Origin of the sequence: Anaerobacillus arseniciselenatis (assembly GCF_001865995.1) — a bacterium.
GTDB lineage: Bacteria > Bacillota > Bacilli > Bacillales > Anaerobacillaceae > Anaerobacillus > Anaerobacillus arseniciselenatis.
This window is the reverse complement of record NZ_MLQQ01000045.1, coordinates 77,552-103,446: the sequence shown is the minus strand read 5'-3', so window position 1 is coordinate 103,446 and position 25,895 is coordinate 77,552. Positions and strand designations below refer to the sequence as shown.

Genomic DNA, 25,895 nt, shown 5'->3' with positions numbered 1-25,895 from the left:
TCATTATGAAGTCCTCCTTGGTTAACTAAGTTAGGGGTCATCTCGGTGCACGATTTGACACCCCGTATCATACCAGGAGGGCTCTTTTTTTTTCAAGTCCCCGAAAATCCTTCTAACAGGAATGCTCCTTATATCTTTTTAGAATTTCAGTAAAAAAGTCGCATAAAACACTTATAGATATGTATCTTTTTTAGATTATATTTTATCTAAATAAATAACAACTACAATGAAATTATTTTCATAAAATAGTCACAAAATTGCACTTTTAATAATTTAAGCAAGTTTAAAACATTTATTACCTTTTTAATATAATAAATGTGAAATCCGAAGTGCAGTAAACTTTAACGAACTAGGGGCAGGTCTACCTATGCCATAAATTACTTTTTCCCAATATTCGTTTCATAACAGGCGTTAACCCAATCCGATTAGGCTATAGACGCATATCATTTAGTGTAATGAGAATAAAAGAGGAGGAATCACTTTGTATAATCATTATCATTACATGCTACATCCTCAGCCGTATAGCCGTCATGCCGGTGACCAACGAGTTGCACCTGGATTTATTGGACCAGGACTTGGATTAGGGCTTGGTTTTTTAGGTGGTCTTGCTACTGGAGCACTATTAACTCCAGGACCAGGATTCGGATATGCCTATCGACCACCATACTATTACCAATACCCATATCATTACCCATACCCAGTTTACGGATATCCTCAAAGTCCTTACTTCCATTACTAAAACTGAGATTTATTAAAGTAAGTAGGGCTATTGGATATAAGTACTCTATTTTTAAAAGAGTATATATAGGTAGTGTACCTGCCCCTCAGTACCTTATTGAAAAGCGGAAAGTCCTTTATTGGCAAGCTTAGTAATCAATTCGGCCATCTCTTTCGGTGATTCTTTTACCCCGTTTTTCAACCAATGTTGGACAATATGAATACTTCCGTTGGCGATATATAGACTTACGTATTCGGAGTAGAAGGGGATGTTATTACTGTCGGCCATCAATGAATTTAATAAATGAGTATGGGCTAACACCATTACTTTTTTTTGGAAATTGGGATCACCATGTTCACTGAATAAGATTTGACAGCTTTCACGATTTTCGGCAAGGTACTGTAATAACTTTTCTGTCATTTGAATGGCTTCATCATCTTTAGTGTAATTATAAGCGGACAGCGTTTGATTCATGTCTTCGATGATGCCATCCTCGATTTGATATAGAAGATCATATAAATCTTTGTAATGGGAATAAAAGGTTGATCGATTAATATCTGCAGCTTCGCACACTTCTGTAATTGTGATGGTTGATAATGGCTTTTCTTTCATTCGTTTCATAAAACTTTCTTTCAAAACGTTGCGAGTATATTTTTTACGTCGGTCTAATTTTAAACTCATCGAAATTCTCCTTTTTGTTACTTAACCAACAATTAAGTTTTAATTGTTGGTTATTTGGCGTTTGCTAACCAACTGTTCGTTGATTATTCAACACAGTGTTATTATAATTAGACATTAGTTACTATGCAAGGAGTGGGTTAGTTATGTCAGACATCGCTCGAAAAATCATTAAATATAAAAAACCTATTGTGATTATTTTTATGATTTTAACAGTGGTCAGTGCAATTGCACAGTTTTTTGTTTCGGTCAACTACAATATGAGTGACTACATGCCAGAAGATGCACCTTCGACAAAAGCGATCGAGGTCATGGAAGAAGAATTTGATCGCTCACTGGCGAACGCGCAAGTAATGATACAAGATGTATCCTTGCAGGAAGCACTTTTATATAAAGAATTGCTTGCAGAAATTGATGGTGTTTCTGATGTAGTTTGGCTTGATGAGGTCATTGATTTAAAAATTCCTATAGAAATGATAGAAAAGGATTTAGTAGAGTCTTATTATAAGGAAAATAATGCCTTGTTTTCTTTGACGATACGTGAAGGTGATGAAGTAGCAGTTACAGACGCGATTTATGAGCTGATCGGTGATGAAAATGCGTTGGCAGGAGAAGCGGTCGATACTGCGGTTTCTCAGAAAATGGCATTTAGCGAATCGTTGTATGCAGCTTTGTTGTTAGTTCCTCTCATTGTTATCATTCTCATCCTATCGACAACCTCGTGGATCGAACCGGTGTTTTTCCTAACTGCGATTGGTGTATCTGTCATTATAAACTTAGGTACGAACATATTTGTTGGAGAAGTTTCCTTCGTTACTCAATCTGTGGCTCCTATTTTACAGCTTGCTGTGTCACTAGATTATGCCGTTTTTCTTCTGCATAGTTTTTCAGATTATCGAAAACAGACGAATAATCCAGAAGAAGCGATGCAACTAGCGATAAAAAAATCATTTCCTGCGATCTCAGCGAGTGCTGCCACTACGTTCTTCGGTTTTATGGCACTTACGTTTATGCAGTTTGAAATTGGCGCAGATTTAGGTATCAACCTTCTTAAAGGGATTGTGTTGAGCTTTATTAGTGTAATGGTGTTTTTGCCAGCATTAACGGTATTGTTTTATAAATGGATCGATAAAACTCAACATCGATCTTTCGTACCAAGTTTTAACTCTGTCGGTAAGAGCGCTATGAAGGTAAGAGTGCTTAGCTTACTTATTGTTTTTCTCGTCATTGTTCCGAGTTACTTAGCACAAAAAGAAACAACATTTATTTATGGAATCGGTGAACAGCCAGAGACCACCCGATTAGGAAGCGACATTGTCGCAATTGATGAAGTATTCGGAACGTCAACGCCTATTGTGCTACTCGTTCCGAAAGGGGATGTCGCGAGAGAAGTAAGCCTTGAACAAGATTTAGAAAAAATCGATCGCGTTACAAGCTTGATTTCTTATAATCAATCGGTCAGTCCGGCTATACCACCAGAGTATTTAGATGAATCTATTACGGAGCAGTTTCATTCAGAAAACTATAGTCAAATCATCCTTTTTACAAATACTGAATCTGAAGGTGATGTGGCGTTCAACGTCGTCGAAACGGTTCTCGATATAGCCGCGTCGTACTATGGTGAAGAATTTTTCGCTCTTGGCGAAAGTGTTTCCTTGTACGATATGAAAACAACGGTATTGAAAGATAATACAGTTGTCAATACATTGACCGTCGTTGCGATTGCTACCGTATTATTATTTACATTCAAATCGATTTCGATTCCGGTCGTTTTATTACTGACGATCCAAGCGTCCGTATGGATTAATCTTGCAGTACCATATTTTACAGAAACACCTTTAGTGTTTGTAGGTTACTTGGTCGTTGGTACTGTGCAGCTTGCAGCAACGGTCGATTATGCGATTCTCTTTACTGAAAATTATCTAGAAAATCGAAAAGAGATGACTGCTCGAGAATCGATTGTAAAAACATTAAATGAAAAGACGTTCTCGATTTCGATCTCGGCGGCGATTTTATCGAGTGTCGGCTTCATTTTATGGATTACTTCTACGAATCCTATTGTCGCATCGATCGGTTTACTACTTGGTAGAGGAGCCTTGCTAGCTTTTGTGATGGTACTGTTTTTCCTACCAGCGGTGTTGATTGTGTTTGACAAGGTGATTGGTAAAACCACGTTAAAAGCGAAATTCTTTAAGGGGGAAAATGCAAAATGAAAAAAATTACTTTAGTTTTTATGGCGATGTTACTCGTCTTTCCCTACTATGGAGGGGCTGATCGAAACGATGGAAGTGATCGTTCCACCGATGAAGCAAAAATAGATACGAATGCCATTGGCGAAGTTTCTTCAAAGGATGAAGTTGTGTACGGCAGGTTAAGTGCGAACGGTACTTTAAATGAACTATATGTTGTGAATATGTTAAATGTAACGAAACCTGGTTCGATCATCGATTTTGGAGATTATACGTCAGTGAGAAATTTAACAAATTTATCCGAAATTGAGCAAGTTGGTGATAAGGTTCAACTCGAAGCTTCGCCCGGATGGTTTTACTATCAAGGTAATTTAGAAGACCACGAATTGCCATGGGATGTTAAAATCTCCTACAACCTAGAGGGAGATGAAATTTCTCCTGATCAACTGGCAGGAAAAGAGGGCAGCTTACTGCTAAAGATAAAAACATCTCAAAATGAAAACGTCGACCCGCTGTTTTTTGAAAACTATGCTATGCAAATTTCTTTAACTCTTGATACAGACTTAATGAGCAATATCCAAGCACCAGAGGCGACGATTGTAAATGTCGGGAAGCAGAGACAATTCACTTATACGGTGATGCCTGAAAGTAACGGGGAAATTAGTCTTCTAGGAGATGTCGTGGATTTTGAGATGGAAGGGATCGATATCTCTGCGGTTCCATTATCAATGACGATCGATAATCCAGAGCTTGACGAAATGACGAGCGAAATGCGGACATTAAGTGATGCCATTGGAGAAATAAATGACGGTGTTTTTGATTTAAAAACAGGTGTTTCAGAGTTGAACGATGGTGTTCAAAGCTTAAATAACGGCTCTAGTGAATACAATATCGGAATGAGCGAAATCAATGATTCTTCCTCTGAAATCAAGGAAGCGTCAGAGGTGATTGGTGAATCACTTGTACGGTTAAACGAGGAGTTGAATGGCTCATCTGAAGAGATGGACTTAAGCGAATTGGAACAATTGCCAGAAGGCTTATTATTAATCGCCGATGGTCTAGGGGAAGTAGCTGAAGGCTTAACTCTATTAAATGAAAATTTCTCGATCGCCTATTCTGCTTTGGACGATGCGATGTCACACATTCCTGCGCAAGCTGTGACAGAAGAAGATATTCAGCAACTATATGCGACTACGTCTGTAGAAAATCATGAAACGATCGATTATCTTATGGATGTCTATGTTGCTGCTCAAACTGCCAAAGCAACATACGACAAAATAAAAGAAGCATTTACTGCAGTAGAGACGACACTTGAAGAAACAAGCGGAGCTGTCAATGAGATGGGGAACCAATTAACGTTGATCGCTAGCGAACTTTCCGTAGCTTTTGAAAATATGGAAGGGTTGGACGCATTAAGCGAATTAAAAGAAGGGATCGCCTTGCTTAGTAACAATTACGGTGAGTTCCATTCAGGTCTTGTTTCCTATACCGACGGGGTTTCTCAGCTTGCGGACGCCTATAATGAAATTGATTCGGGGTTCGATGAATTGGCACAAGGAACGTCTGAACTAGAAAGTGGTGTAGGAGAGCTTTATGACGGAACCGAAGAATTAGCTGATGAAACTAAAGATTTACCTGAAAAGATGCAGGAAGAGATTAATGAGATGATGGACGAATTCAATACATCTGACTTCGAGCCGGTATCCTTTGTGTCACCGAAAAACACAAACATTAATTCTGTACAATTTATTTTAAAAACAGAAGCAATTGAACGAGAAGACGAAGAAGAAACAGCGATTGTTGAGGAAGAAGAGAGCGTTGGATTTTGGCAACGTTTAAAGAATTTGTTTACGTAATAGAGCAAGAGTTCTTAGTGAGAGAAGAGAATTGATGTAAGAAGGTAAATCTCGAGCTACTAGGTCATTGAAGGAAGCATCAAGTTGTAATAGAGCGCTATACTCAAATAAAAGAGTAGGCGCCTTCTTTTGTTTAGAACGGGTTCATCATATCACCCCAGATGAACAAGGAAGACTTGTGGTTCAAGGTTTACTTACTTCAACTTTACCAACAAAAGTGGGTGGGGATCATAACTTATTGGCTCGTAAAATGAATTTCGAATTTTTGAGACCTGTATATACAGAAGACACAATCATTTGTGAAGAGAGAATTTATTTAATCAATTCCTTATGTGAGTGAATTTCATAATTACTAAAAACGAGCCACATCAAGCAATATATAGTTTGCGAATGGTTTTGACGCAACTATATATTGATCTTCGTGGCGAAAATAATGAATTATGAAATTCATTAATGTACGCTATAATAGAAAAGTATTTTAATATTCTGTAATTCCAGGCAGTGTTAGTACCTATAAAATTACAGGGAGTGTAATAAATTGGATGAATTGAAACAATCAAAAATACTTCATGAACTACCAGAAGCGATGTTAGAAAAATACGTATACAATTGCCGAATTGAAACGTTTAGAAAAAAAGAAATTGCTTTTAAACCGTATAGTCATAATGAATATATGTACTTAATTTTGAATGGTAGAATACGAGTTACATTAAACTATCCGAACGGTAAAGAATTTACAGTGGCCCTTTTAGACAAAGGGGATGTGTACAGTGGGCATGCTCGCGGGCTAGGGATTGCGGTCGAAGAAACGGAAGTCGCCTTTTTACCGTTGCGACTGTTTCGGGAAATGATTATAGAGTACCCTAGCTTTGCTTTAAATGTTTTATCAGCAGTAGGAAGTACACTTGAAACAACATTTAATGTCATCGAAAATTTAGCATTCCGTGATGTCAATGAACGAATCTATGCTTTTATTTTATCGATGTTAGATTCAAAGGGAAAGGTCAAGAAAGATGGAGTTGAAATACCATTAGGTTTGACTCAAGAGGAACTTGCAACAATTGTTGGCTCAACTAGGCAAACGGTTAGTTCGGTGTTAACGTACCTTCAAAAAGAACAAATCATTAGTTTTAGTAAAAAAAAGCTTACGGTCCATAACATAGATCAACTAAAATCACTCATAAATGAAAAACATTAACGCCACTAATATACTACACCAAGCTGAGTTCAACTTCTTTGGTGTAGCATGATGTGTCTATTTTTTGATATTTCACTCAAACAAGTGAATTTCATTACTACATAAATTGAGCCATATGAAACTATAAGTAGTTGCGAACGACTTAACGCAAGTGCATATAGTTACTTAATGGCAATAATCTTGAATTATGACATTCATTAAAATAATAAATAAATTCTGAAAATGTCATCTCCCCGACAGTTTTCATCTTCACGGTTTCTTATAATGGAACAAAAAGGAGGAGATTTCATGGCAAAGATGCGTGATTTAGAAAGCGTTTCCATCGACCCTCAAGTACAATTTTTACTAGATAAGGCGAGAAATGAAAATGTTTTAACTGCGTTTGATCGAGCCGATATGATGAATATTTGTGGTTTTGGTTCAACCGGTGTCTGTTGCAGGCATTGTTTGGAAGGACCTTGCCGTATTGCTCCAAATGGAAAAGGGCCACAAACTGGTGTATGTGGCGCCGATGTTCACCAAATCGTCGCTCGTAGTTTTTTAAATCATCTTACTCAAGGGTCTTCAGGGCACGCCGAGCACGGTAGAGAAGTGGCGTTAACATTGTTGGAAGTGGCTGAAGGAAAAGCCCCTTATCAAATTAAAGACGTCGATAAGTTATATCGAGTCGCTCATGATTTAGAAATTGTTACTGAAGATTTATCGATGAATGAAGTGGCGAAAGAAGTTGCTTTAAAAGCGTTAGAAGATTTTCAAAAGCAAACAGGGATTATGAACTGGGTAAAGCTTCGCGCTCATGAAGATTCATTAAATACGTGGAACAAACTGGGCATTACTCCGGTGAATGCTCATTTAGAAATTACGAAAGCAGTCGCTAGAAATGCGATGGGATGTGATGCAGACCCAACAAACTTAATCCTCGGTGGAGTGACGATGGGATTGATTGATGGGTATGCGGGACTTCATTTATCGACCGACCTTCAAGATATATTATTTGGCACCCCGAAAGCAGTAAAAGCAAAATATAGCATGGCTGTTTTAGATGAAAAAAAGATCAATATTGCAGTGCACGGTCATATTCCGATGCTATCGGAAAAAAGCGTGGAGTGGTCAAGAAGGCTTGAAGATGAAGCAATCAAACAAGGAGCGACCGGAATTAACATTGTTGGCGTTTGCTGTACTGGAAATGAATTATTAATGAGACAAGGAGTTTCAGTCGCTTCTAGCTTTTCAAGTCAAGAGTTAGTAATCGTCTCAGGAGTACTCGAAGCGATGGTTGTTGATATTCAATGTATTATGCCAGGTATCCAACAAGTAGCAGAGTGCTATCATACTGAAATCATTACAACTCTTCCGTACGTTAAAATTGCAGGAGCAACTCATGTAAACTTTGAACCATCAGAAGCAGACGAAGCTGCCCAAGAAATTGTTATGAAGGCGATCAACAGGTTTTCTAAACGCGATCCCGAAAAAATTTCGATACCTGATCAAACAGTCGATGCTTACGCAGGTTTTTCAACCGAACAAATCGTTGAAGCTTTATCAGGGCTTAATGGAGAAGATCCATTAAAGCCAGTGATCGATGCGCTTGTTTCTGGTAAAATACGTGGGATTGCTGCACTCGTTGGCTGTACGAACCCAAGAGAAAAACAAGATTACGGAAATACGGTCGTAACAAAAGAACTATTAAAAAATAATGTATTAGTCGTATCAACAGGGTGTGCCGCGCATTCGTTAGCGAAGCATAATTTAATGAACTTTGATGGATTAGAGTATTGTGGTGAAGGTTTAAAAGAAGTGTTAGAAGCCGTAGGGAATGCCGCTGGTTTACCAAGTTTGCCACCGACAATGCATATGGGGAGTTGCGTTGATAATTCTAGACCCGCAGATTTATTAACGGCGATTGCTAATCGTTTAGGTGTTTCGATGAATGAACTTCCAGCTGTTGGCTCGTGTCCGGAAACTCATAGCCCGAAAGCTTTATCGATTGGGACGTTCTTTATCGCTCATGGCATTGACGTTCACATTGGGGTTAGTCCACAACTATCTGGTTCCGAATTTGTAACGAATGTCCTTTACGGAGATCGAACAGATGAACATGAAGTCAATGCAGATAAATTATTTGGTGGCAAACTCATTTATGAACAAGACCCTTATACTGCTGCCAAATTATTACTAGAACGAATTGATATGAAACGAGAGACATTACTAAATAAATTAGTAGCTAAATAGGGGGGAAGATCCGTGAAAGGAATGAAGATTGCAATTACTGGAAAAGGTGGCGTCGGAAAAACGACTTTATCGGCCTGTTTAGCACACCTTTTAAAACAAAATGGAAAAGAAGTTTTAGCCGTTGATGCAGATCCAGATGCTAACTTTGGGATGGCACTTGGCTTTTCAGAAGAAGAATTAGCAGATGTTAAAACAATTGCAAATGATAGAAAACTTATTAAAGAGCGAACAGGGGCTGAACCTGGTATTAGTGGACAATGGTTTTCGTTAAATCCAACGGTTGACGACGTACCTAAAAGATATGTTTCAGTTCATAATGACATTAAACTGTTGCAGTTAGGTTCTGTTGAAAGTGGTGGAGCAGGCTGTGCTTGTCCGGAAAGTACAATTTTAAAAGCTTTGTTAAATCACATTATCTTAAATGATGATGATGCCGTGATCTGTGATATGGAAGCAGGAATTGAACATTTAGGAAGAGGAACAGCAGGCAGTGTCGATGCGTTCATCATTGTCGTTGAGCCTGGAAAAAGAAGTATTGCAACTGCTAAGACAATTGTTAAATTAGCAAATGACATTGGCGTAAATAATATTTATGCCGTAGTTAATAAATGTGTCGGAAACAATGCGGCAGAAATTGAAAAAGCATTAGGAAATATTCCAGTCATCGGTACGATCCCTTACATGCGGGAAGCACCAGAAGCGGACTTAAATGGTATCCCATTATTTGAGCATTCACCTAGCTGCTTGTCTTATGTACAACCGATTTATGATTTTTTATTAAAACAATACGAAATGAAACCTGTGTAAATATAGTTCCAAAAGTGGGGGACAGCCAGTCATAAATAAATTATATAAATAACAAATGCAATAAGTGACTATAGTTCATGATAGTTACTTATTGCATTTTGTTTCTAAGAAATTACTCACATTTAAGAACGCAACATAAGTAAGTGACAAAGTTTCCTGATAAACTGGAATAAACTTTTTGTGAAACAAGAATTTTCGGGGAGTGACACGCTACATATTTTTCTTCTTTTCAACTTGTTTCACTTTGAGAATTATCCATCTAAGAACAGCGCCACCAAAAATATAAATAGGGAAGGAATATATGTATTTCCAGTGATATATTTCGTAGATCCCTAACCACGCAGTCACTGGCTCTAATATGAAAGCAAAAATAAAAGAAGCGGTTGTTAAAGCAATTAAGAAAGACTTCCAAGTGTTGTAGTATTGATAAATAATCATATAAATAATCGGTAGATGAAACTTATGAATTTCAACGATTGGGGTTATCAACGGGAATAATCTGTCTGGATAAGACCATAAAACTAACGAAATACCGATCATGTCTAAAACGAATACAGCTGTTCCGACTAAAAGGCCAAATGAAGCAATCTCTATAATTCTTTTCTTGTCCAAAACGATTAACCATACGACGAAAAAAACAATGGTAGTGAACAAAAGAAACCACCAATTGAAAGTAACTACAGTTTCGGTCATCCAATATGTCATTAACATATTTTTAAGCTCACGGTGTAAGTGGATGATCTCATCCCAGTTAGTAGTGGCCGAAGATACATTTATTGCGGTTAATAGTTTAAATAAAGACATGAAGTGATATCTCCTAAAAAAATTATTTCCATTTATTACTTATAATTGGCTAAATATTAGAGATATATTCTTGAAAGAAGTATAAGGGTTCAAATAAATGGTGTTAGCAACTTGTTTTTGCACGTTTGAGGAAATTAGTTTAAATTCAATGAAGTTCATAATTCATTATTCTCGTCACTAAGATCAATATATAGTTGCGACAAAATCGTTCGCAAACTATATATTGTTTAGTGTGACTCGATTTTGGTAATTATGAAATTCACTCTATTAAATGAAAAAGGAATTTCACAAAAAAACTAGTTACTTTTATTTATGAAAATACTAAAATGTAGTTACTAACTAAATTATTTTTAAAGTGAGGTAAGCGAATGAAAGTCAAAGTTACAGATTTACCACATATCGGAAAAAAGGTCACACTCATAACAGCAAAGAGAGAAAAGATTAATATAATCTCTCATTACTGTGGGAAGCGAGATTTATATTTTTCACAACACGAAGATGATGATGAGGCTGACTATGCAGTAGAACTCTCATCTCAAGAAACACGAGAGTTAGGCGCACAACTTTTAGGCGCAACATACCAACCAGTCGATCAAGAGCAAGTAAAGTTTCTAAAAGGAAAACTAGTAATGGAGTGGTTCAATGTAAGTGTGAGCAGCAAGTTTGTAGACAAAACAATAACTGATTCAAACATTCGTCAACAAACCGGTGTTTCGATTATCGCAATCACACGTGGTGATGATACGATCATAACTCCAGCACCGGATGAAGTTATAAAGGTAGGCGACACGTTGATGGTCGCAGGAAAACGTGAACATATTGATGCATTCGAAGTGTTAGTGGGTGCCAAATAATGTTTACAGAATTTCCGATTATTTTGAATGCAGGAATATTATTTTTACTATTATTTGCTGCAGGTTTCATTGGAGTTAAAGTGAAAATACCGAATGTCATTATTTATATTTTATTAGGTATTGTAGTGAGTGGTTTTTTCGTTGATTTAAAGTTACTACATGTAACCGGTGAAATAGGAATCATCCTACTATTTTTCTTACTAGGCCTGGAATTCCCAATTAAAAGACTTGCTCAAATTGCAAAGAAAATTGCGCCTGCCGGTATTCTAGATGTCGTGTTAAATTTGGGTGTAGTTATGGCGGTTTGTTTGTTATTTGGTTTAGATTTCTTAACGTCATTTATTATTGGTGGTATCACATACGCAACGAGCAGTTCCATTACTGCTAAAATGTTAGAAAGTAATAAACGGATGGCAAACACCGAGAGTGAGTTTATGCTGGGGATATTAATTTTTGAAGATATCGTCGCACCAATCGTTGTTGCCGTTTTAGTAGCGTTGACAGCAGGTACTGCATTAGGGGCATTTGAACTTAGCATGGTATTTACAAAGATTATTATCATGACAGTCGTCGCTATTTTATTAGGGGTATTTGTATTTAGTAAGCTAGCTGACTTTTTTGACTCTTACATTAATAGTGATGTCATGATCATGCTACTCGTCGGCTTAGCATTGAGTTACGGAGGTTTAGCACTTCACCTTGGTTTATCTGAGGTACTTGGCGCATTTTTAATTGGGATTACGCTAGCGGAAGTGAAGAGACCAGAACCAATCGAACATTTACTTTTACCGATGAAAGACTTATTATTACCGTTATTTTTCCTTTACTTTGGTACAACCATCGAATTTGGCGAGATCCCAATGTTAGGATTATTAATTACGTTAGTACTTTATACAATAGTAGCGAAGGTGATTGTTGGTATTGTTGGGGGGAAATGGTACGGTTTATCTAAGAAACTAGCATTCAAAGCTGGTTTGTCACTAGTGTCCAGAGGAGAATTTTCTGTTATCATAGCAAGTTTAGCAGTTGGTAGTTTAGCGCTATTTGGTGGTATTTACATTTTAATCATCGCAACGATAGGGATCATTTTATTCCAACTTGCCCCAAAACTAGCTGACAAAATATACGGTAAAAAGAAACCGAAACAAAAGATAGCAATACCGAGTTAAACACCTGGAAGCTAAATTGAGATTTCCTATTACTTGAGGTGCCTGACCCCCAGTGCGTTAAAGCTTACTGTGCTGGGGGAGGCGCTTTTTTTGGGGTGTAATATCTTTGGCCTTTTTGAATACGTTTGTTTTTGGAGCCTGGGGAAAGTTCACTAGCTTTTTTCGTATCGCTAAAAAAAAGAAGGGGGCTGCCCAAAAGTTTCCGAAACTTTTGGACAGCCCCTTCAGAATTTTAATTTTCTCTTACTTGATCTTTCTTCAACTTAAGGTCAAAACGGTCTGCATTCATTACTTTGACCCAGGCAGCGATAAAGTCACGTACAAACTTTTCTTTGTTATCGTCTTGGGCATAAACTTCTGCAATGGCACGTAAAACAGAGTTTGAACCGAACACTAGGTCAACTCTAGTTGCTGTACGCATTACTTCACCTGTATTGCGATCACGGCCTACATATACGCCGTCTTCTACAGGCTTCCATTCAACGCCCATGTCAAGCAAGTTAACAAAGAAGTCGTTAGAAAGTGTGCCTACACGATCAGTGAATACACCGTGTTGTGTGCCGCCATAATTTGTACCTAGAACACGCATACCACCTACAAGTGCAGTCATTTCTGGTGCAGTAAGGTTTAACAGTTGTGCCTTGTCTACTAGCAGTTCTTCAGCACTTACACTGTACTCTTTCTTTTGATAGTTGCGGAACCCATCAGCGATAGGCTCTAGCACTTCAAAGCTTTCTGCATCCGTCTGCTCTTGTGTGGCATCGCCACGTCCAGAATCGAAAGGAACCGTTACATCAACGCCTGCATCTCTAGCTGCTTTTTCTACTGCGGCACTACCACCAAGAACAATCAAATCAGCGGTGCTAACTTTCTTATCTAGGTCACTTTGAATGCCTTCAAGTACATTTAGCACTTTTGTAAGTTGTACCGGATGATTCACTTCCCAATCTTTCTGTGGGGCAAGACGGATGCGGGCACCATTCGCGCCACCACGATTGTCTGAGCCGCGGAAGGTACTAGCTGAAGCCCAAGCCGTTGTTACAAGTTCGCTAACTGTAAGCCCTGAATCTAGGATCTTTGATTTTAGCGCTGCTACTTCTGCATCAGTTAATTCATAATCGACAGAAGGTACCGGATCTTGCCAAATATAATCTTCTTCTGGGACTTCAGGACCTAAATATCTTTCTTTAGGACCCATGTCACGGTGTAATAGTTTGAACCATGCACGAGCAAAAGCATCGGCAAACTCTTCAGGATTTTCATGGAAACGACGAGAAATCTTTTCGTATTCTGGATCATAACGCAATGCCATGTCTGCCGTGGTCATCATCGTCGGAACTTTAACAGATGGATCTTCAGCATCTGGTGCGAGATCTTTTTCATCAGGATTTACAGCGAGCCATTGAAATGCACCTGCAGGACTCTTTGTTAGCCACCATTGATATCCGAATAATAGATCAAAGTAACCATTATCCCACTGTGTCGGATTGGCCGTCCAAGCACCTTCAATACCACTTGTGATCGTGTCACGACCTTTACCGCTTCCGTGTGAACTTATCCAACCTAAGCCTTGCTCTTCAATAGGGGCAGCCTCTGGCTCTGGTCCAACTAAAGACGCATCTCCAGCTCCGTGTGCCTTACCGAAAGTATGACCACCAGCCACTAGGGCAACTGTTTCTTCATCGTTCATTCCCATACGTGAAAATGTTTCGCGTATGTCTTGAGCACTTGCAAGCGGATCTGGATTACCGTTTGGACCTTCTGGGTTAACATAAATAAGCCCCATTTGAACCGCTGCGAGTGGATTTTCAAAATCTCGTTCGTCTGTGGAACGTTTATCATCTAGCCACTCTGTTTCATTACCCCAGTAAATGTCTTCTTCTGGGTGCCAAATGTCTTCGCGTCCTGCTCCAAAACCTATTGTCTTTCCGCCCATTGATTCAATAGCAACATTACCTGCTAGAACGAGCAAGTCGGCCCAAGAGATTTTGTTACCATACTTTTGCTTAATCGGCCAAAGAAGTCTACGGGCTTTATCAAGGTTGCCGTTGTCTGGCCAGCTATTAAGTGGAGCAAAACGCTGAGCGCCCGTGCCACCACCACCTCGGCCGTCACCTGTACGATATGTACCTGCAGCGTGCCAAGACATCCTGATAAATAACGGTCCATAATGTCCGTAGTCAGCAGGCCACCAATCTTGGCTGTCGGTCATTAAATCGTGAAGATCTTGCTTAAGAGCGTCATAGTCTAGCTTATTGAATTCTTCTGCATAATCAAATTCTTCTCCCATAGGGTTAGATTTTCTGTCATGTTGATGTAAAATGTTCAAGTTCAACTGATTTGGCCACCAGTCTTGATTTGAAGTACCGCTAGATATGTTACTAGTAGCGCCTCCGTGACCAAACGGGCATCCTCCAGTGTTACCATTGTTTTTAGCGTCCATATTTTTTCCCCCTCCGTGTAAATGTTGAGCTTAAAAATTTCATAACCCTTACTTGACGCCACTAGGATGCAACATCTCGTTGAGTTCAATCGTTTTTAACGAGCTGTAGATTGATGTGGCTAGTTTATAAGAATTACGAAATTCACTCAAATAATTATTCCTTAATTTAGAATGAAACTTTGAAACTGGATATCAATAATTATCCTATTATAAATTCTACTAAACTATTCCCTGAAATTAAAAATGATAACCACTAAAAACACAAATTTGTAACATTTGAGTGGTGTTTGTTTATTTTTTAGTTGTAGATATCATGGGTCCACGGTAGCGCAGTCTATATCGTGAGAAAGTCATTAGCTCGAAAATATGAAAGAGGGTGGGACAAAACAAAGTGTCAGACACCGCTAGACACCGAATATAGACATATGATAAATCTTTACGTCTATATTTAGTAGGATCCGCGTGGTGTCAGACACTTTTGTCCCACCTTCGAGTGAATTTCATAATCACATAAATTGAGCCATATCAAACTTTATGTAGTTGCGAGCGCTTTAACGCAACTGCATATAGATACTCAGTGGCGAAAATATTTAATTATGAAATTGATTAAACTTTTAACATCAAAAAAATTCCTGTACAAGTGTGCACTGTACAGGAATTTTTTAAGTGAGTGGGTTAAGGTAGCATTTTTAGGCGATATAACTTGCACCTACAATGACTAATAAGATAAATAGCACTACGATTAAAGTGAAATAATTAGTATGACGAGCAGGAGCTGCATAGCCATAACCATAAGCAGGAGCTGCATAAGTTGGCATAGGTGGAATATTTGGTGGAACATTTGCTCCGAGAGTCGGTGGTAAGTTAGAATACATTTTTACACTTCCTTTCTTTGGGTTAGTGTGGTTATACCTACATAATACTCTCAGAGATAAAATTTGAGCCCGTCTATACAGAAAATGGGTGAGTGTAATGGGTGATGCTAGGTTGTAATAAGTAATTTAATAGGCACATGCGCATTGAATATATCGGGAAATGAAACGAGTTTTATTCGGTTTCTATTTATCTTCTGTCTCATTAATTCCATTAGATAGATAATATAGATACAGCACATAGGATATGGAATTTTCGTTATGGTGAACAATCGGATGTTGCAATTTGTATGCTCTATGACTTGTTTGCTGACTTACCAAGCTGCCTAAATGGTTAAAAGAAGGCCTCGTCACTAAAGTTGCTAAATAAGCTGATTGTTGACTGCCGGGTTTTCTGAATTCATTGAGAGTTTCAATCATTTGTTCCAACGTCCTTATCGAAAATCCATGTCCAAAAAATCGACCATCGTCAAGAAGTACGGCATTAAGGCCTCTAAACCATGGTGTATTGGGATGAAAGTCAGGATTATTAATATAAACTACATCACCGGGTAAAAAATGATTTGCATGAAAGGTAGTTATACCTAGGTCAGGATCAGTATGCCAGCTATAAAGATAAAGATTTTGAAACAGAGCATTAAATAAATTGCTGCCAATACTATACAAAGTGGCATGGTAATAAATGATGACAGCAGCAGTTGCACATTCAAATCCATACAGTGAACTGTTCCTATAAATGTCTAAAATCGCATCAGCCGGTTGCACGTCAGGTCTTATCAGAAACCCGCCTTGCCTTGTTAATTGCCAGTAGTTGGGATTACAGCGGGCATATTCAAAAGTGGTAAACTCAGCTTGACCTTGATCCATTGCCTTTGCACTTTTGATCATGTTTTTACGTACTTTAACTTCAAACAATAATTCACCCTCGGAATAATAAGAATATAACACGGGAGCATCAAGCATATGTTGAATGATGGTTCTTTCAATACTTTCAAGCTGCCAGTTTTCATTGAGCTGAAGCGGTACCCCTGATATTTGTATCATATAATCCTCCATTCTAAGATTGCTTATCATCTGTATTCATACTTATCGTATTCGCATTTCGTTTCAATAATGTTTTTCCAATAGAGTGAATTCATAATTACCTAAATTGAGCCATATCAGACTGTATGTAGTTGCGAGCAGCTTAACGCACATATTACTGGAATATTCAAAAGTGTATTGCTAGAATTGATAGAAGAAGAGGAGCGAATGGGACACTGTACCCCTGACCCTCGCGACTGGAGTGCACATCAAACCCGTCCCTGAAATACTTGTAAGAGATTAAATGTTCTAATATAATAAATATTAAGAAAATTCTATTAATGAATGAGCGAGCGTTCGCTCATTTAAAATTTTAGAGGGGGTTTATGAAATGAAAGCGATTGTTTTAAGAGAACTAGGTGGGCCTAATCAATTACGATATGAAGATGTGGAGGTTCCGACTCCGAAAGAAAATGAAGTTTTAGTACGACTCAAATATGCAGCGTTAAACCGAAGAGATCTGTGGATTACTTATGGAATGTATCCAGGGATGAAGCTTCCGTCTATTTTAGGATCAGATGGCGCAGGGGAAGTCGTTGCTGTCGGAAACCAAGTATCTGACATTAAGGTAGGTAGTGCAGTGGTTATTAATCCTGCGTTAAATTGGGGAGAAAATAGAAACTACAATGGACGGGAACATCACATATTAGGAATGCCAACGAACGGTACATACGCGGAATATGTGGTAGCACCAGCTGAAAATGTATTTACAAAACCAGAATATCTTTCTTGGGAAGAAGCGGCCGCACTGCCTTTAGCAGCTTTAACGGCTTTTCGCTCCCTGATGTTCAGGGGTAATCTCAAAAAAGGAGAAAACGTTCTTATTCCCGGAATTGGCAGTGGTGTCGCTTTATTAGCATTACAAATCGCTGTGGCTCACGGTGCGAATGTCTTTGTTACCTCTAGTAGTGATGAGAAACTTGAAAAAGCAAAACAACTAGGGGCTAAAGGTGGCGTCAATTATCGCTCGGATTCTTGGGTAAAAGAAATGAAAAAATTGATGGGGGGCGCAGATCTTATAATTGATGGTGTCGGTGGAGAAAACTTTAATCATATGCTAAGCTTAGCAAACCCTGCGGCACGTATCGTTAACTTCGGTGCTACAAGTGGACCGATTAAAGAGCTATTACTACCGCGGATATTTTTTAAACAATTAGATATTAAAGGATCAACAATGGGAAGTCCAGAAGATTTTAAAGATATGCTGCAATTTTTTGGAGAACACAAGATTTCTCCTTATGTTGATAAATGTTATTCTCTTAAAGATGCGAAAGAGGCACAATTGTATATGGAAAAGGGAGAGAATTTCGGAAAGATTACCCTTGAAATTAGTGAATAAACTTATGAATGCGAAGAGCATCCAAAGTCACTTGACACTTAAAATGTGAAAGTCATTCAATAATCCAAAGTTTCTACCGGTATAACATCAGAAATGTGAAGAGCATCGACTGAAAAAAAGCAATATAAGTCAGTTACACCATTTTGAAGTTTACAATTTCGTATTAAAAAACCTTCATACCCGTGATTAATTAAATTGTTACGAAATTTTGCATTAGCTTCATCTTTATTTAAAAGAATGGCCTCATCTTTCCAGGTGAGGTTTCTTTTTTTTGTACTGAAATAATCACAGTATTTATCACGGTCGGTCATAAATAATTCATATGCATCAACTGAATTAGATTGATATATCTTAAGATTTGGTTCATCGATATATACTTTGTAAATAAAGCCAATTACCGGTCTTTCAATTGGAACTACCTTAGGTTCTCCATCTTCCCAAAATTCTGTTTCTGATTTTTCATAAACAGTCTCAGTTCCGATTGCATAAGGTATCGCAGTTTTGATATCAGAAGTAAACCAAAATCCAATCGTTTTAATATCGTCTTGTGCATTTTGAATGAGCGTTTCTTTATTAAAATTTTCGAATTTCTCCATAGCTCCAAAATAAGCGATCATACTTATTCTCTCCTTTTTTAAAGGTGCCGAAATGTGAAAACAAGCCAATTAACTGACTTGAATAAAATGCCCATTTTTAAAGCAAAAAATTCTTCACCACTTAAGGTGAAGATTTTTGTTGCAAGTAGTCACACGTTTAAACTTCGTTGTTGCCCTCGGCATCTTTTTCCCAAGCAATTAATACTATCCCAAGCTCTTCTTCGAATTTCGATAATTTTTCTTTTTCATTTTCAGTAAGGTCTGCTAAGTAATAACCTTTTTCCATGAGAACCCCTCCAATAGCTTTTTTGATATAGTTTGAACGCGTTTACTTTGTTTAAGTTATACAATTACATATCTTATTTTTAAAATAACCAATAAAAATTGAAGTATGTAAATGGATAAAGCTGTGCAAGCATTATCATTGTTTTTTTGAACGGAAGTGCGCGTATCAGTGTGCTGGCGGACATGAGATCCCTTATTTAGCTGAAAAGGGCAACTATTAAAAGTTAAGCGGACATCAGTTCCTTTATTTGCTCAAAATCACATCGATCGGTGCTGATTTTCTTAAAATAACGGAACATATGTCCGTAAAAACGAAAAAAGTGCTAAAATTGACAAAATAGAGGAACGTATGTCCGCTAGCTATCTATGAAATCAAAAATAAGTGCCTGTCAGGTCAACCTAGGCTTGGTTGCTCTGACAGGCACGAATTAAAGTTAGAATGGAGATAGGTCAGGTCCCTCCTGTGTAATTCGTTATTTCTTTGAAGCAAGGAGGGACCTCATGCTTCTTTCTTTTCGCTTAAATAAGAAAATAGTGGAAGGCTGAATTCAACTGGGACAATGCACCTGTCCCTCCGCATAACTCCATTATTGTATTAAAACAACTGCATTTGCTCGCTATCATGACTACCTTTTTTATCTTCTTTAGTTTTGTAACCTAGGGCTTTATAGCCTGTTAATCTTTTTTCATACATTTTTAAGAGGGGAGGAACGTGTTTGTCAACATAATCATAAACCTTCACTTCTGATTTATTCCAATGATTTCGATGAAGTCTACCGACATATTGCTGCAGGGTTCCTTTCCAAGAGATTGGCATCGTTAAGAATAAAGTATCTAATCGTGGATCATCAAAACCTTCTCCAATATACTTTCCAGTCGCAATCAACAATCGTTCTTCCGTATCAGGAATGTCTAAAAGTTTTTGCATTGCTTCGGTACGCTCTTTTTTCTTCATAGCGCCAGAAAGAATAATAATATTTTTCGCAAAGTTTTTAAATCTATTTTTTAGTTCTTCAATATGCTCTAATCTTTCAGTTAATATAATCGGTGATCGTTTTTCCTCAAGTGAGAGAAGAACATCGTCAAAAATCATATCATTGCGTCCGTCGTCAAATGAGATGCTAGAATAAATTTTTTGAATATCTGTTTCATTTGTTTTAAAAATAGTATTTCTCACGACTAATGTTTGCGTAAACGAGCGTATTTTTGCTTGTTTTTTCGGATCAGTTTTATAGCGAATTGAACCGCACTGCATAAAAATAATTGGATGTAATCCATCCTTTCGAATGGGAGTCGCTGTTAAGCCATATACATTTTTTGCTCGTATCGCTTTTAATACTTTTTCAAAGCTCACGGCTGGGATGCTATGGCATTCATCAACGATCACTTGACCATATTGCGTAATTTCTGATCTCAAACCATCTTTACGACGGAGACTTTGAATTGTCGCCACATCGATAACTCCTGTAGACTTGTTCTTCCCACCACCAATTTGCCCAATATCATTCTTAGAGATATTCAAAAATTGAGAAAGACGCTCGATCCATTGTTCGATTAATCGAGTACGGTGAACAATAACAAGTGTATTGATTTTATTGTTAGCAATGATCGCTGCAGCTGTCACCGTTTTTCCAAATCCAGTATCAGCAGCTAACACACCACAATCATGCTTAACCATTGCTTCAACAGCTTCTTCCTGCTGATAACTCAATTGCCCGTGAAAATGAACATCAATTTTTTCACCTACATTACGGTTATCCTCAATCTTTATCGGGAGAGAATGCTCTTTTGCAATATTGTTGATATTTTCAAAGCAGCCCCTTGGTAAGATTACAGTATCATTTTCAATTTGAGAGCAATCTATAAACCTTGGAATTCGATAAGTTGAGTAACGCTTTGCTTGTGCTTTAAAAAATTCAGGATTCCCGAAAGTAGCAGTTTTGATTAACTTCGATAAAAATTCAGAAGGAAGCTCGAATTTTTTAATATGAATGCCATTTTTCAAAGTAAGAGAAAGCTGTTCTAACATATTTATTTCTATATTTTCATTCGTTGATTTTAAAATGCTATGGATCTTTGCTTTTGATACCCTCTTTATAGATGCAAGGTAGCGCCACTGATCAGAGAATGGTTCGAAGTTTTCATCTAAAAACAGACTATTCCCACTTTTTCTTGGCTCACGTTGAAGAGGGAGGGCGATTAAATTTCCGAGGCCGCCTTTTTGAACAAAATCTTGCGTTGGGAACATGCGATCAAAGGAAGTTAATTTTCGCCCGGTGTGAGTTAATAAAAATTTTCCTAACTCACGAGCAAGAGATGCTGGTATCATTTCTAAAAAGAAAATCCATAAATGACAACCGTTCCCCGATCTAGAGATTTCTATAGATGTAGGAACATCGAACTTTTGGCAAGCCGCAATCAACGATTTTACCTCTTCAACCCAGTTTCCTTTATCAAAATCGAAAGCTAAAAAATAGCACATATGATTTTCTAATAAAGGATAGATACCTATTGTCTGTTTCCCACTTAAATGATCATAAATCTCCCGGTCAGTTAGAGGTACATATTTACGATTTTTTTGACGGACTGGCGTGTAACCATCACCATTTTTAGCGGAAGTGTATCGAACGGCAAAAACATCTGATCTTCCTCTGAATAAACTTTTAAAAATCGTAATTCTTTTATTAATAATCTCAGTTTTTGAAGCTTTAGAATCACCCTCATATACAAAATTAGTATCGGGAGCAGAATAAGAGATTTGATTTTTATCTAACAGATCCTTTAAGTATTTATTTTCCGCTCGCAATCGCTCACATTCTTTTAATGCTTGTTTCAACCTTTTTTCTATATTCATAACATTCCCTCAATTTGTTCGATTATATGGTACAATTGTAACCGAAATTGATTGAATGTAGTAGTTTGAAACAGGATTTTTCGGGGAGTGACACTAGGAACGAAAAAAATAGAAACGTACTGAGTTTTTTTTAGAATTAAAAGCAAAACATGGGATGAGGGGACCATGTCCCAGCTAGAAGTATGGTGCTCGGTACTTAATGTCTTGAAAAAGAGATGATCAGATTTAGGGAGTTGTTATCAGGCAAGGATAAAAGCAACTTCAAGCTTAGGGAAGCGAGAGGACAACTCTCTAGCTTTTTTTGTTTTGCTACACAAAGAAGGGAAGGCCGAATTCAACTGCGACGATGCACCTGCCCCCCTGTCCCTCCGCAGTTTAAGATAAGTAAGGGCGATCAAAACGTTTCTCATAGGCATCATTCTTTTTAAGGTGTGCATCCCAGAAAAAATAGTTTAATAGTCCAAACTTCAAAAATAATTTAAAGAAAAGTTTGCCGCCCCCTTCAAATCGAACGGGTTTGGCTAATTGGAATACTTTTGTTTCGTTAAATTTTCCTTCATCCACTAAGTTCGCAATAGCTTTGACGATTGGTTCCATCATGCTTTGTTGAGCTTTAGCTGGTCTCATCTGCAAACCTTCAACCCCGCCTTTAATGGCTGTACCCAGATAAGTTCTTCCGAGTCGAAGAGCGAGCTGTTCAAAATATGCTTCAAGATAGTGAGATTGACTACTTTCAGGAAAACCAGATTGTACAAAAAAGCTTATACTTCCTTTTGATGCTGGAAGTTTCTCAATAAACTTCATGACGTGGGAAGGCATTGCATGAACATAAAGGGGCGTAAACAGCATCATATGTTTTTCAACTTTAAAAGCTTCTGCCCATTCCTCCCATTGATCTCTTTTTTTCAAATCGCGAATCTCAACTTTATCACCGAGGACTTCAGCAACTTTTTTCAAAATAAGTGTCGAGTTGCTGCCAGTCCTTCTAGGAGAACCGTTGTAAATGACTAGTTTTTCCATCGGTTCCATTGACGAAAAAGGCACAAGTCGGTTTTTAGCCTTCCTTGATTCCAATGGAAGCAATTGAAGTGCGCCATCTTTTACAATGCGGTAGCCTTTAGATTTAAACTGATAAGCAGTGCGATACAAATAATCTTCAATCACTTGTCCTTCTTGATTTGTTAAGTTATCAGTTTCATAGAAAAATACCATATTAGGATAAGAATCGTATCTAGCCTCATGGTGACACTCTCCATCGATCATTTCTATATATGGATGGTAGTGAGGAATGGTTCGATCAATAAAAGCTTTCGCTTGATGGTTGATAAATCCTTGAGCGGTATCGATAAGCAAAATGACAGTATCACTGTTTACATAGTTAGGATAAAATTCAGTCATTTGATCCTTCATTACGCATTTGCCAGGGGTTCTTAGCCAACAGGTCCAACAGCCAGTACATGGAGTTATCGTTTGATTTCCTAATTTCACGATGTTCAGAGGCTCATCATAAAGATTTTCGATCGTATCATACATTTCACTTTCTTGTTTTTCCCTTAGATCAAACAACGTTTTCATTTTTATCTCTCCCTTAATATACTTTTCTTGCATGTTTGTCAAGAGTGATGGCAGCAGCGTCTCAGCGATATCATTGGTCGTTCAATTTTAAAAAGGTAAACTAAAAAAGAGAATTCCACGAAATGTGCTAGTGAACTTCTAAATTATACCATTTATACCGTTGGTTTTTCGTATAACATTAAAAAAATTGTGAAACAAAGGTGACTTAAACACTAGCATGTTGCCGTGTTTATCATAGGTAGTTGTCGCATCGTAAATGAAATAAAGCGTGTAATCGTTAAGTAACATTTGGCCAGGATTACCACCCCCTGTCCCATCAAGAAAGATTAACTATTAGAAATACGGGTATTAGCACTAAGAGGTTTTTAAAAAGAATTGTTTAATTAGGGAGGTTGTGTTTTTATGGAGAGTCAAACACGTAAGATTATTCAAGCGTCATTAGATGCACTATTAGAGGATAAAAATTTCTTGCCAGAATTGCAGGATGAAAAGCGTAAGCAAGCATTTACTTCACTAACTGCGATTCTTTCAACCCCTAACCATGTTCATAAATCATTTTTACGGATTGCTTTAGAAGATGGAAGAGTTGTTCGAATGCCTGCCTTTCGAGTTCAACATAATAACAGTTTAGGACCATACAAAGGGGGAATTCGTTTTCACGAATCAGTGAATGAAAGCGAAGTTATTAATCTAGCATCATTAATGACATTAAAAAATGCTTTGCATGATGTACCCTTTGGTGGTGGAAAAGGAGGTATTGTTTTAGATCCAAGAGATTACTCAGTGGCTGAATTGTACCTCATTGCTAAAAAATACGTTCAATATTTTAACGATATTCTTGGGCCAGATAAGGATATACCAGCACCTGATGTAGGTTCAGGCGAAAGGGAAATGGACTGGATGATGGCCGAGTACAAGAGTATTCGACGAGGGGAACCTTACCGAGGCAGCTTTACTGGAAAAAGCGTTGTAAGTGGCGGTTCATTAGGTCGAAGAGAGGCGACAGGCAAAGGTGTTTACTTTACGTTCAAATATATGATTTATGATTTTTTAAAAGTGCAAAAAACACTCCTTACAAAAACGGATAATATTTTTGCAAAAACGTTATTAGCTTATGGAGAGCGTCCTTTAACGATGGCCGTTCAAGGATTTGGTAATGTCGGTTCTGTTTGTGCACTTGAAGCTTATCAATGTGATCAAGTGCAAAATAAGGTTATAGCAGTTAGTGACCGAAATGTAACACTATATAATTCAAGTGGATTAGACATACCTGCTTTAATTCATTTTACAGCAAAAAACAGAGGTGATTTACCAACAACCGAAGAACAGTTAGCAGCAAGTGGAGTAGAAGCAGAAATCCGACCTCGGGAAGACGTCCTAACCCTTAATGTTGATGTTCTTACGTTAGCTGCTTTAGAAGATCAAATCCACTTAGATAATATGGACATTATAAAAGCAAAAATTATCGTTGAAGGTGCGAATGCCCCAATTACAGAGGAAGCAGACAAATTTTTAAGTGATAAAGGTGTCATTATTATTCCTGACATTTTAGCGAATGCAGGGGGCGTAATTGTCTCTTACTTTGAGTGGTTACAAGGCCGCGAAACGCAATTTTACACAGAGGAGCAGGTTTTTAAACTTTTAGCCGATAAAATGCAAAAAACAATGGATATGATCTTACCACAATTTTTTGGAGATCCATTCCCGCTTCGCCAAAACTGCTACATTCATTCGGTCATGAAACTATCAACGGTGCTCTACACACAAGGAAAGTTATATTAATTGGGACGGAGGGACAGGTCCCTGTCCCGGACACTTCACTCGCTTTCCGCTGGGTAAAGTAAGAAATATTCCTCAATTGCGCTGACGATGGCTGCGACAAGTTCATCTTGGGAGCTTTCCTCAGTTAATATTTTAAAATCCTTATGATTACTAATATAGCCAAGCTCGACAATGGTCGATGGCATGTCGAGTTTTTTCATAAGAAAGTAAGGGTTTCCTTTTAGAATAGGTTTTTTTATTCCATAATAATTATTGAGATGATCTTGAATGATTTGAGCTATATGATAACTTTCTCCGCTTACTTGATAAATAACTACAGGTCCTCTAAGGTTTTTATTTTTTGACCAATTTACATGTAAGCTAATAAAAATTTTCGGGTTAATCACATCAGCAATTAGCTTTCTTTGTTTTAAATCTATTGGAGGAAATACTCATGAAAAAGGAAGAAAAGAAAAATCCTTGTGAAAAATGTGGAACGGGTAAAAAACAACCAATAAGCTGGGTATGTGAGGATTGTAGGGTATAGAATATTTAGATTATAGAAATAAATTGCTTACAAAC

20 protein-coding genes and 1 pseudogene are annotated in these 25,895 nt (G+C 37.7%); 11 read left to right on the top strand and 10 right to left on the bottom strand.

All coding sequences use genetic code 11. The features are described from left to right. Positions 1–481: 481 nt before the first annotated feature. Positions 482–739, top strand: a complete 258-nt coding sequence (locus BKP35_RS17055; RefSeq protein WP_071314582.1) for a hypothetical protein — start codon at positions 482–484, stop codon at positions 737–739. A gap of 93 nt (positions 740–832) precedes the next feature. Here BKP35_RS17055 and BKP35_RS17050 read toward each other — a convergent pair whose 3' ends face one another. Next, positions 833–1,399, bottom strand: coding sequence for a TetR/AcrR family transcriptional regulator (locus BKP35_RS17050; protein WP_071314581.1), 567 nt, complete (start codon positions 1,397–1,399; stop codon positions 833–835). A 143-nt stretch (positions 1,400–1,542) separates the two neighbouring features. Between BKP35_RS17050 and BKP35_RS17045 the strand changes: the two genes are divergently transcribed. The 6 genes and pseudogenes from BKP35_RS17045 to BKP35_RS17020 all read left to right on the top strand — a co-directional run bounded on the left by BKP35_RS17045 (position 1,543) and on the right by BKP35_RS17020 (position 9,678). Further along, positions 1,543–3,609, top strand: a complete 2,067-nt coding sequence (locus tag BKP35_RS17045; RefSeq protein ID WP_071314580.1) for an efflux RND transporter permease subunit — start codon at positions 1,543–1,545, stop codon at positions 3,607–3,609. Beyond that, on the top strand, positions 3,606–5,441 hold the full coding sequence (locus tag BKP35_RS17040) for a coiled-coil domain-containing protein (RefSeq protein ID WP_071314579.1): 1,836 nt from the start codon (positions 3,606–3,608) through the stop codon (positions 5,439–5,441). Before BKP35_RS17045 ends, BKP35_RS17040 begins: the two co-directional genes overlap by 4 nt. Positions 5,442–5,577: 136 nt before the next feature. Then, positions 5,578–5,754, top strand: a pseudogene (locus tag BKP35_RS19065) (hotdog family protein); the annotation flags it as partial. Between the two features lie 225 nt (positions 5,755–5,979). Then, complete coding sequence (locus BKP35_RS17030) at positions 5,980–6,639, top strand: Crp/Fnr family transcriptional regulator (RefSeq protein ID WP_084031722.1); 660 nt, start codon at positions 5,980–5,982, stop codon at positions 6,637–6,639. 288 nt (positions 6,640–6,927) lie between these two features. Then, entirely contained in the window at positions 6,928–8,871 is a 1,944-nt protein-coding gene (cooS, locus tag BKP35_RS17025; RefSeq protein WP_071314578.1) for an anaerobic carbon-monoxide dehydrogenase catalytic subunit, read from the top strand. A gap of 21 nt (positions 8,872–8,892) precedes the next feature. Further along, positions 8,893–9,678 (top strand): ATP-binding protein, encoded by a 786-nt coding sequence (locus BKP35_RS17020; RefSeq protein WP_071314590.1) that lies wholly within the window; start codon positions 8,893–8,895, stop codon positions 9,676–9,678. A gap of 210 nt (positions 9,679–9,888) precedes the next feature. On the opposite strand, the gene BKP35_RS17015 is transcribed toward BKP35_RS17020, so the two are convergent. Beyond that, entirely contained in the window at positions 9,889–10,482 is a 594-nt protein-coding gene (locus tag BKP35_RS17015) for a CBO0543 family protein (RefSeq protein WP_071314577.1), read from the bottom strand. 368 nt (positions 10,483–10,850) lie between these two features. Between BKP35_RS17015 and BKP35_RS17010 the strand changes: the two genes are divergently transcribed. Then, a complete protein-coding gene (locus BKP35_RS17010) occupies positions 10,851–11,336 on the top strand; it encodes a cation:proton antiporter regulatory subunit (protein WP_071314576.1) in 486 nt (161 codons plus the stop codon). Next, positions 11,336–12,505 (top strand): cation:proton antiporter, encoded by a 1,170-nt coding sequence (locus BKP35_RS17005; protein ID WP_071314575.1) that lies wholly within the window; start codon positions 11,336–11,338, stop codon positions 12,503–12,505. The genes BKP35_RS17010 and BKP35_RS17005 overlap by 1 nt, the downstream gene beginning before the upstream one ends. 232 nt (positions 12,506–12,737) lie before the next feature. Here BKP35_RS17005 and katG read toward each other — a convergent pair whose 3' ends face one another. The 3 genes from katG to BKP35_RS16990 all read right to left on the bottom strand — a co-directional run bounded on the left by katG (position 12,738) and on the right by BKP35_RS16990 (position 16,864). Further along, a complete protein-coding gene (gene katG / locus BKP35_RS17000; RefSeq protein WP_071314574.1) occupies positions 12,738–14,948 on the bottom strand; it encodes a catalase/peroxidase HPI in 2,211 nt (736 codons plus the stop codon). 689 nt (positions 14,949–15,637) lie between these two features. After that, the gene (locus BKP35_RS16995) at positions 15,638–15,823 is read right to left on the bottom strand and encodes a YjcZ family sporulation protein (protein ID WP_071314573.1); all 186 of its coding nucleotides are present in this window, start codon (positions 15,821–15,823) and stop codon (positions 15,638–15,640) included. Between the two features lie 183 nt (positions 15,824–16,006). Then, complete coding sequence (locus BKP35_RS16990) at positions 16,007–16,864, bottom strand: protein-glutamine gamma-glutamyltransferase (protein ID WP_071314572.1); 858 nt, start codon at positions 16,862–16,864, stop codon at positions 16,007–16,009. Between the two features lie 370 nt (positions 16,865–17,234). Between BKP35_RS16990 and BKP35_RS16985 the strand changes: the two genes are divergently transcribed. Then, on the top strand, positions 17,235–18,242 hold the full coding sequence (locus BKP35_RS16985; protein ID WP_071314571.1) for a zinc-binding dehydrogenase: 1,008 nt from the start codon (positions 17,235–17,237) through the stop codon (positions 18,240–18,242). Positions 18,243–18,298: 56 nt separating this feature from the next. Here BKP35_RS16985 and BKP35_RS16980 read toward each other — a convergent pair whose 3' ends face one another. From BKP35_RS16980 to BKP35_RS16970, 4 genes are all read right to left on the bottom strand, one after another. Continuing rightward, a complete protein-coding gene (locus BKP35_RS16980) occupies positions 18,299–18,859 on the bottom strand; it encodes a hypothetical protein (protein WP_071314570.1) in 561 nt (186 codons plus the stop codon). 136 nt (positions 18,860–18,995) lie between these two features. Then, on the bottom strand, positions 18,996–19,124 hold the full coding sequence (locus BKP35_RS20165; RefSeq protein ID WP_281244266.1) for a hypothetical protein: 129 nt from the start codon (positions 19,122–19,124) through the stop codon (positions 18,996–18,998). 594 nt (positions 19,125–19,718) lie between these two features. Then, on the bottom strand, positions 19,719–21,977 hold the full coding sequence (locus BKP35_RS16975; protein ID WP_071314569.1) for a TOTE conflict system archaeo-eukaryotic primase domain-containing protein: 2,259 nt from the start codon (positions 21,975–21,977) through the stop codon (positions 19,719–19,721). Between the two features lie 375 nt (positions 21,978–22,352). Next, a complete protein-coding gene (locus tag BKP35_RS16970) occupies positions 22,353–23,552 on the bottom strand; it encodes a flavodoxin family protein (RefSeq protein ID WP_071314568.1) in 1,200 nt (399 codons plus the stop codon). A 402-nt stretch (positions 23,553–23,954) separates the two neighbouring features. Here BKP35_RS16970 and BKP35_RS16965 point away from each other — a divergent pair, with 402 nt between their 5' ends. Next, positions 23,955–25,334 carry a Glu/Leu/Phe/Val family dehydrogenase gene (locus BKP35_RS16965; protein ID WP_071314567.1) on the top strand — a complete coding sequence of 460 codons (1,380 nt, stop codon included), beginning with the start codon at positions 23,955–23,957 and terminating at the stop codon, positions 25,332–25,334. A 35-nt stretch (positions 25,335–25,369) separates the two neighbouring features. Here BKP35_RS16965 and BKP35_RS16960 read toward each other — a convergent pair whose 3' ends face one another. After that, positions 25,370–25,753: an N-acetylmuramoyl-L-alanine amidase family protein gene (locus BKP35_RS16960; protein WP_084031721.1), complete on the bottom strand. Its 384-nt coding sequence runs from the start codon at positions 25,751–25,753 to the stop codon at positions 25,370–25,372. Positions 25,754–25,895: the final 142 nt, after the last annotated feature.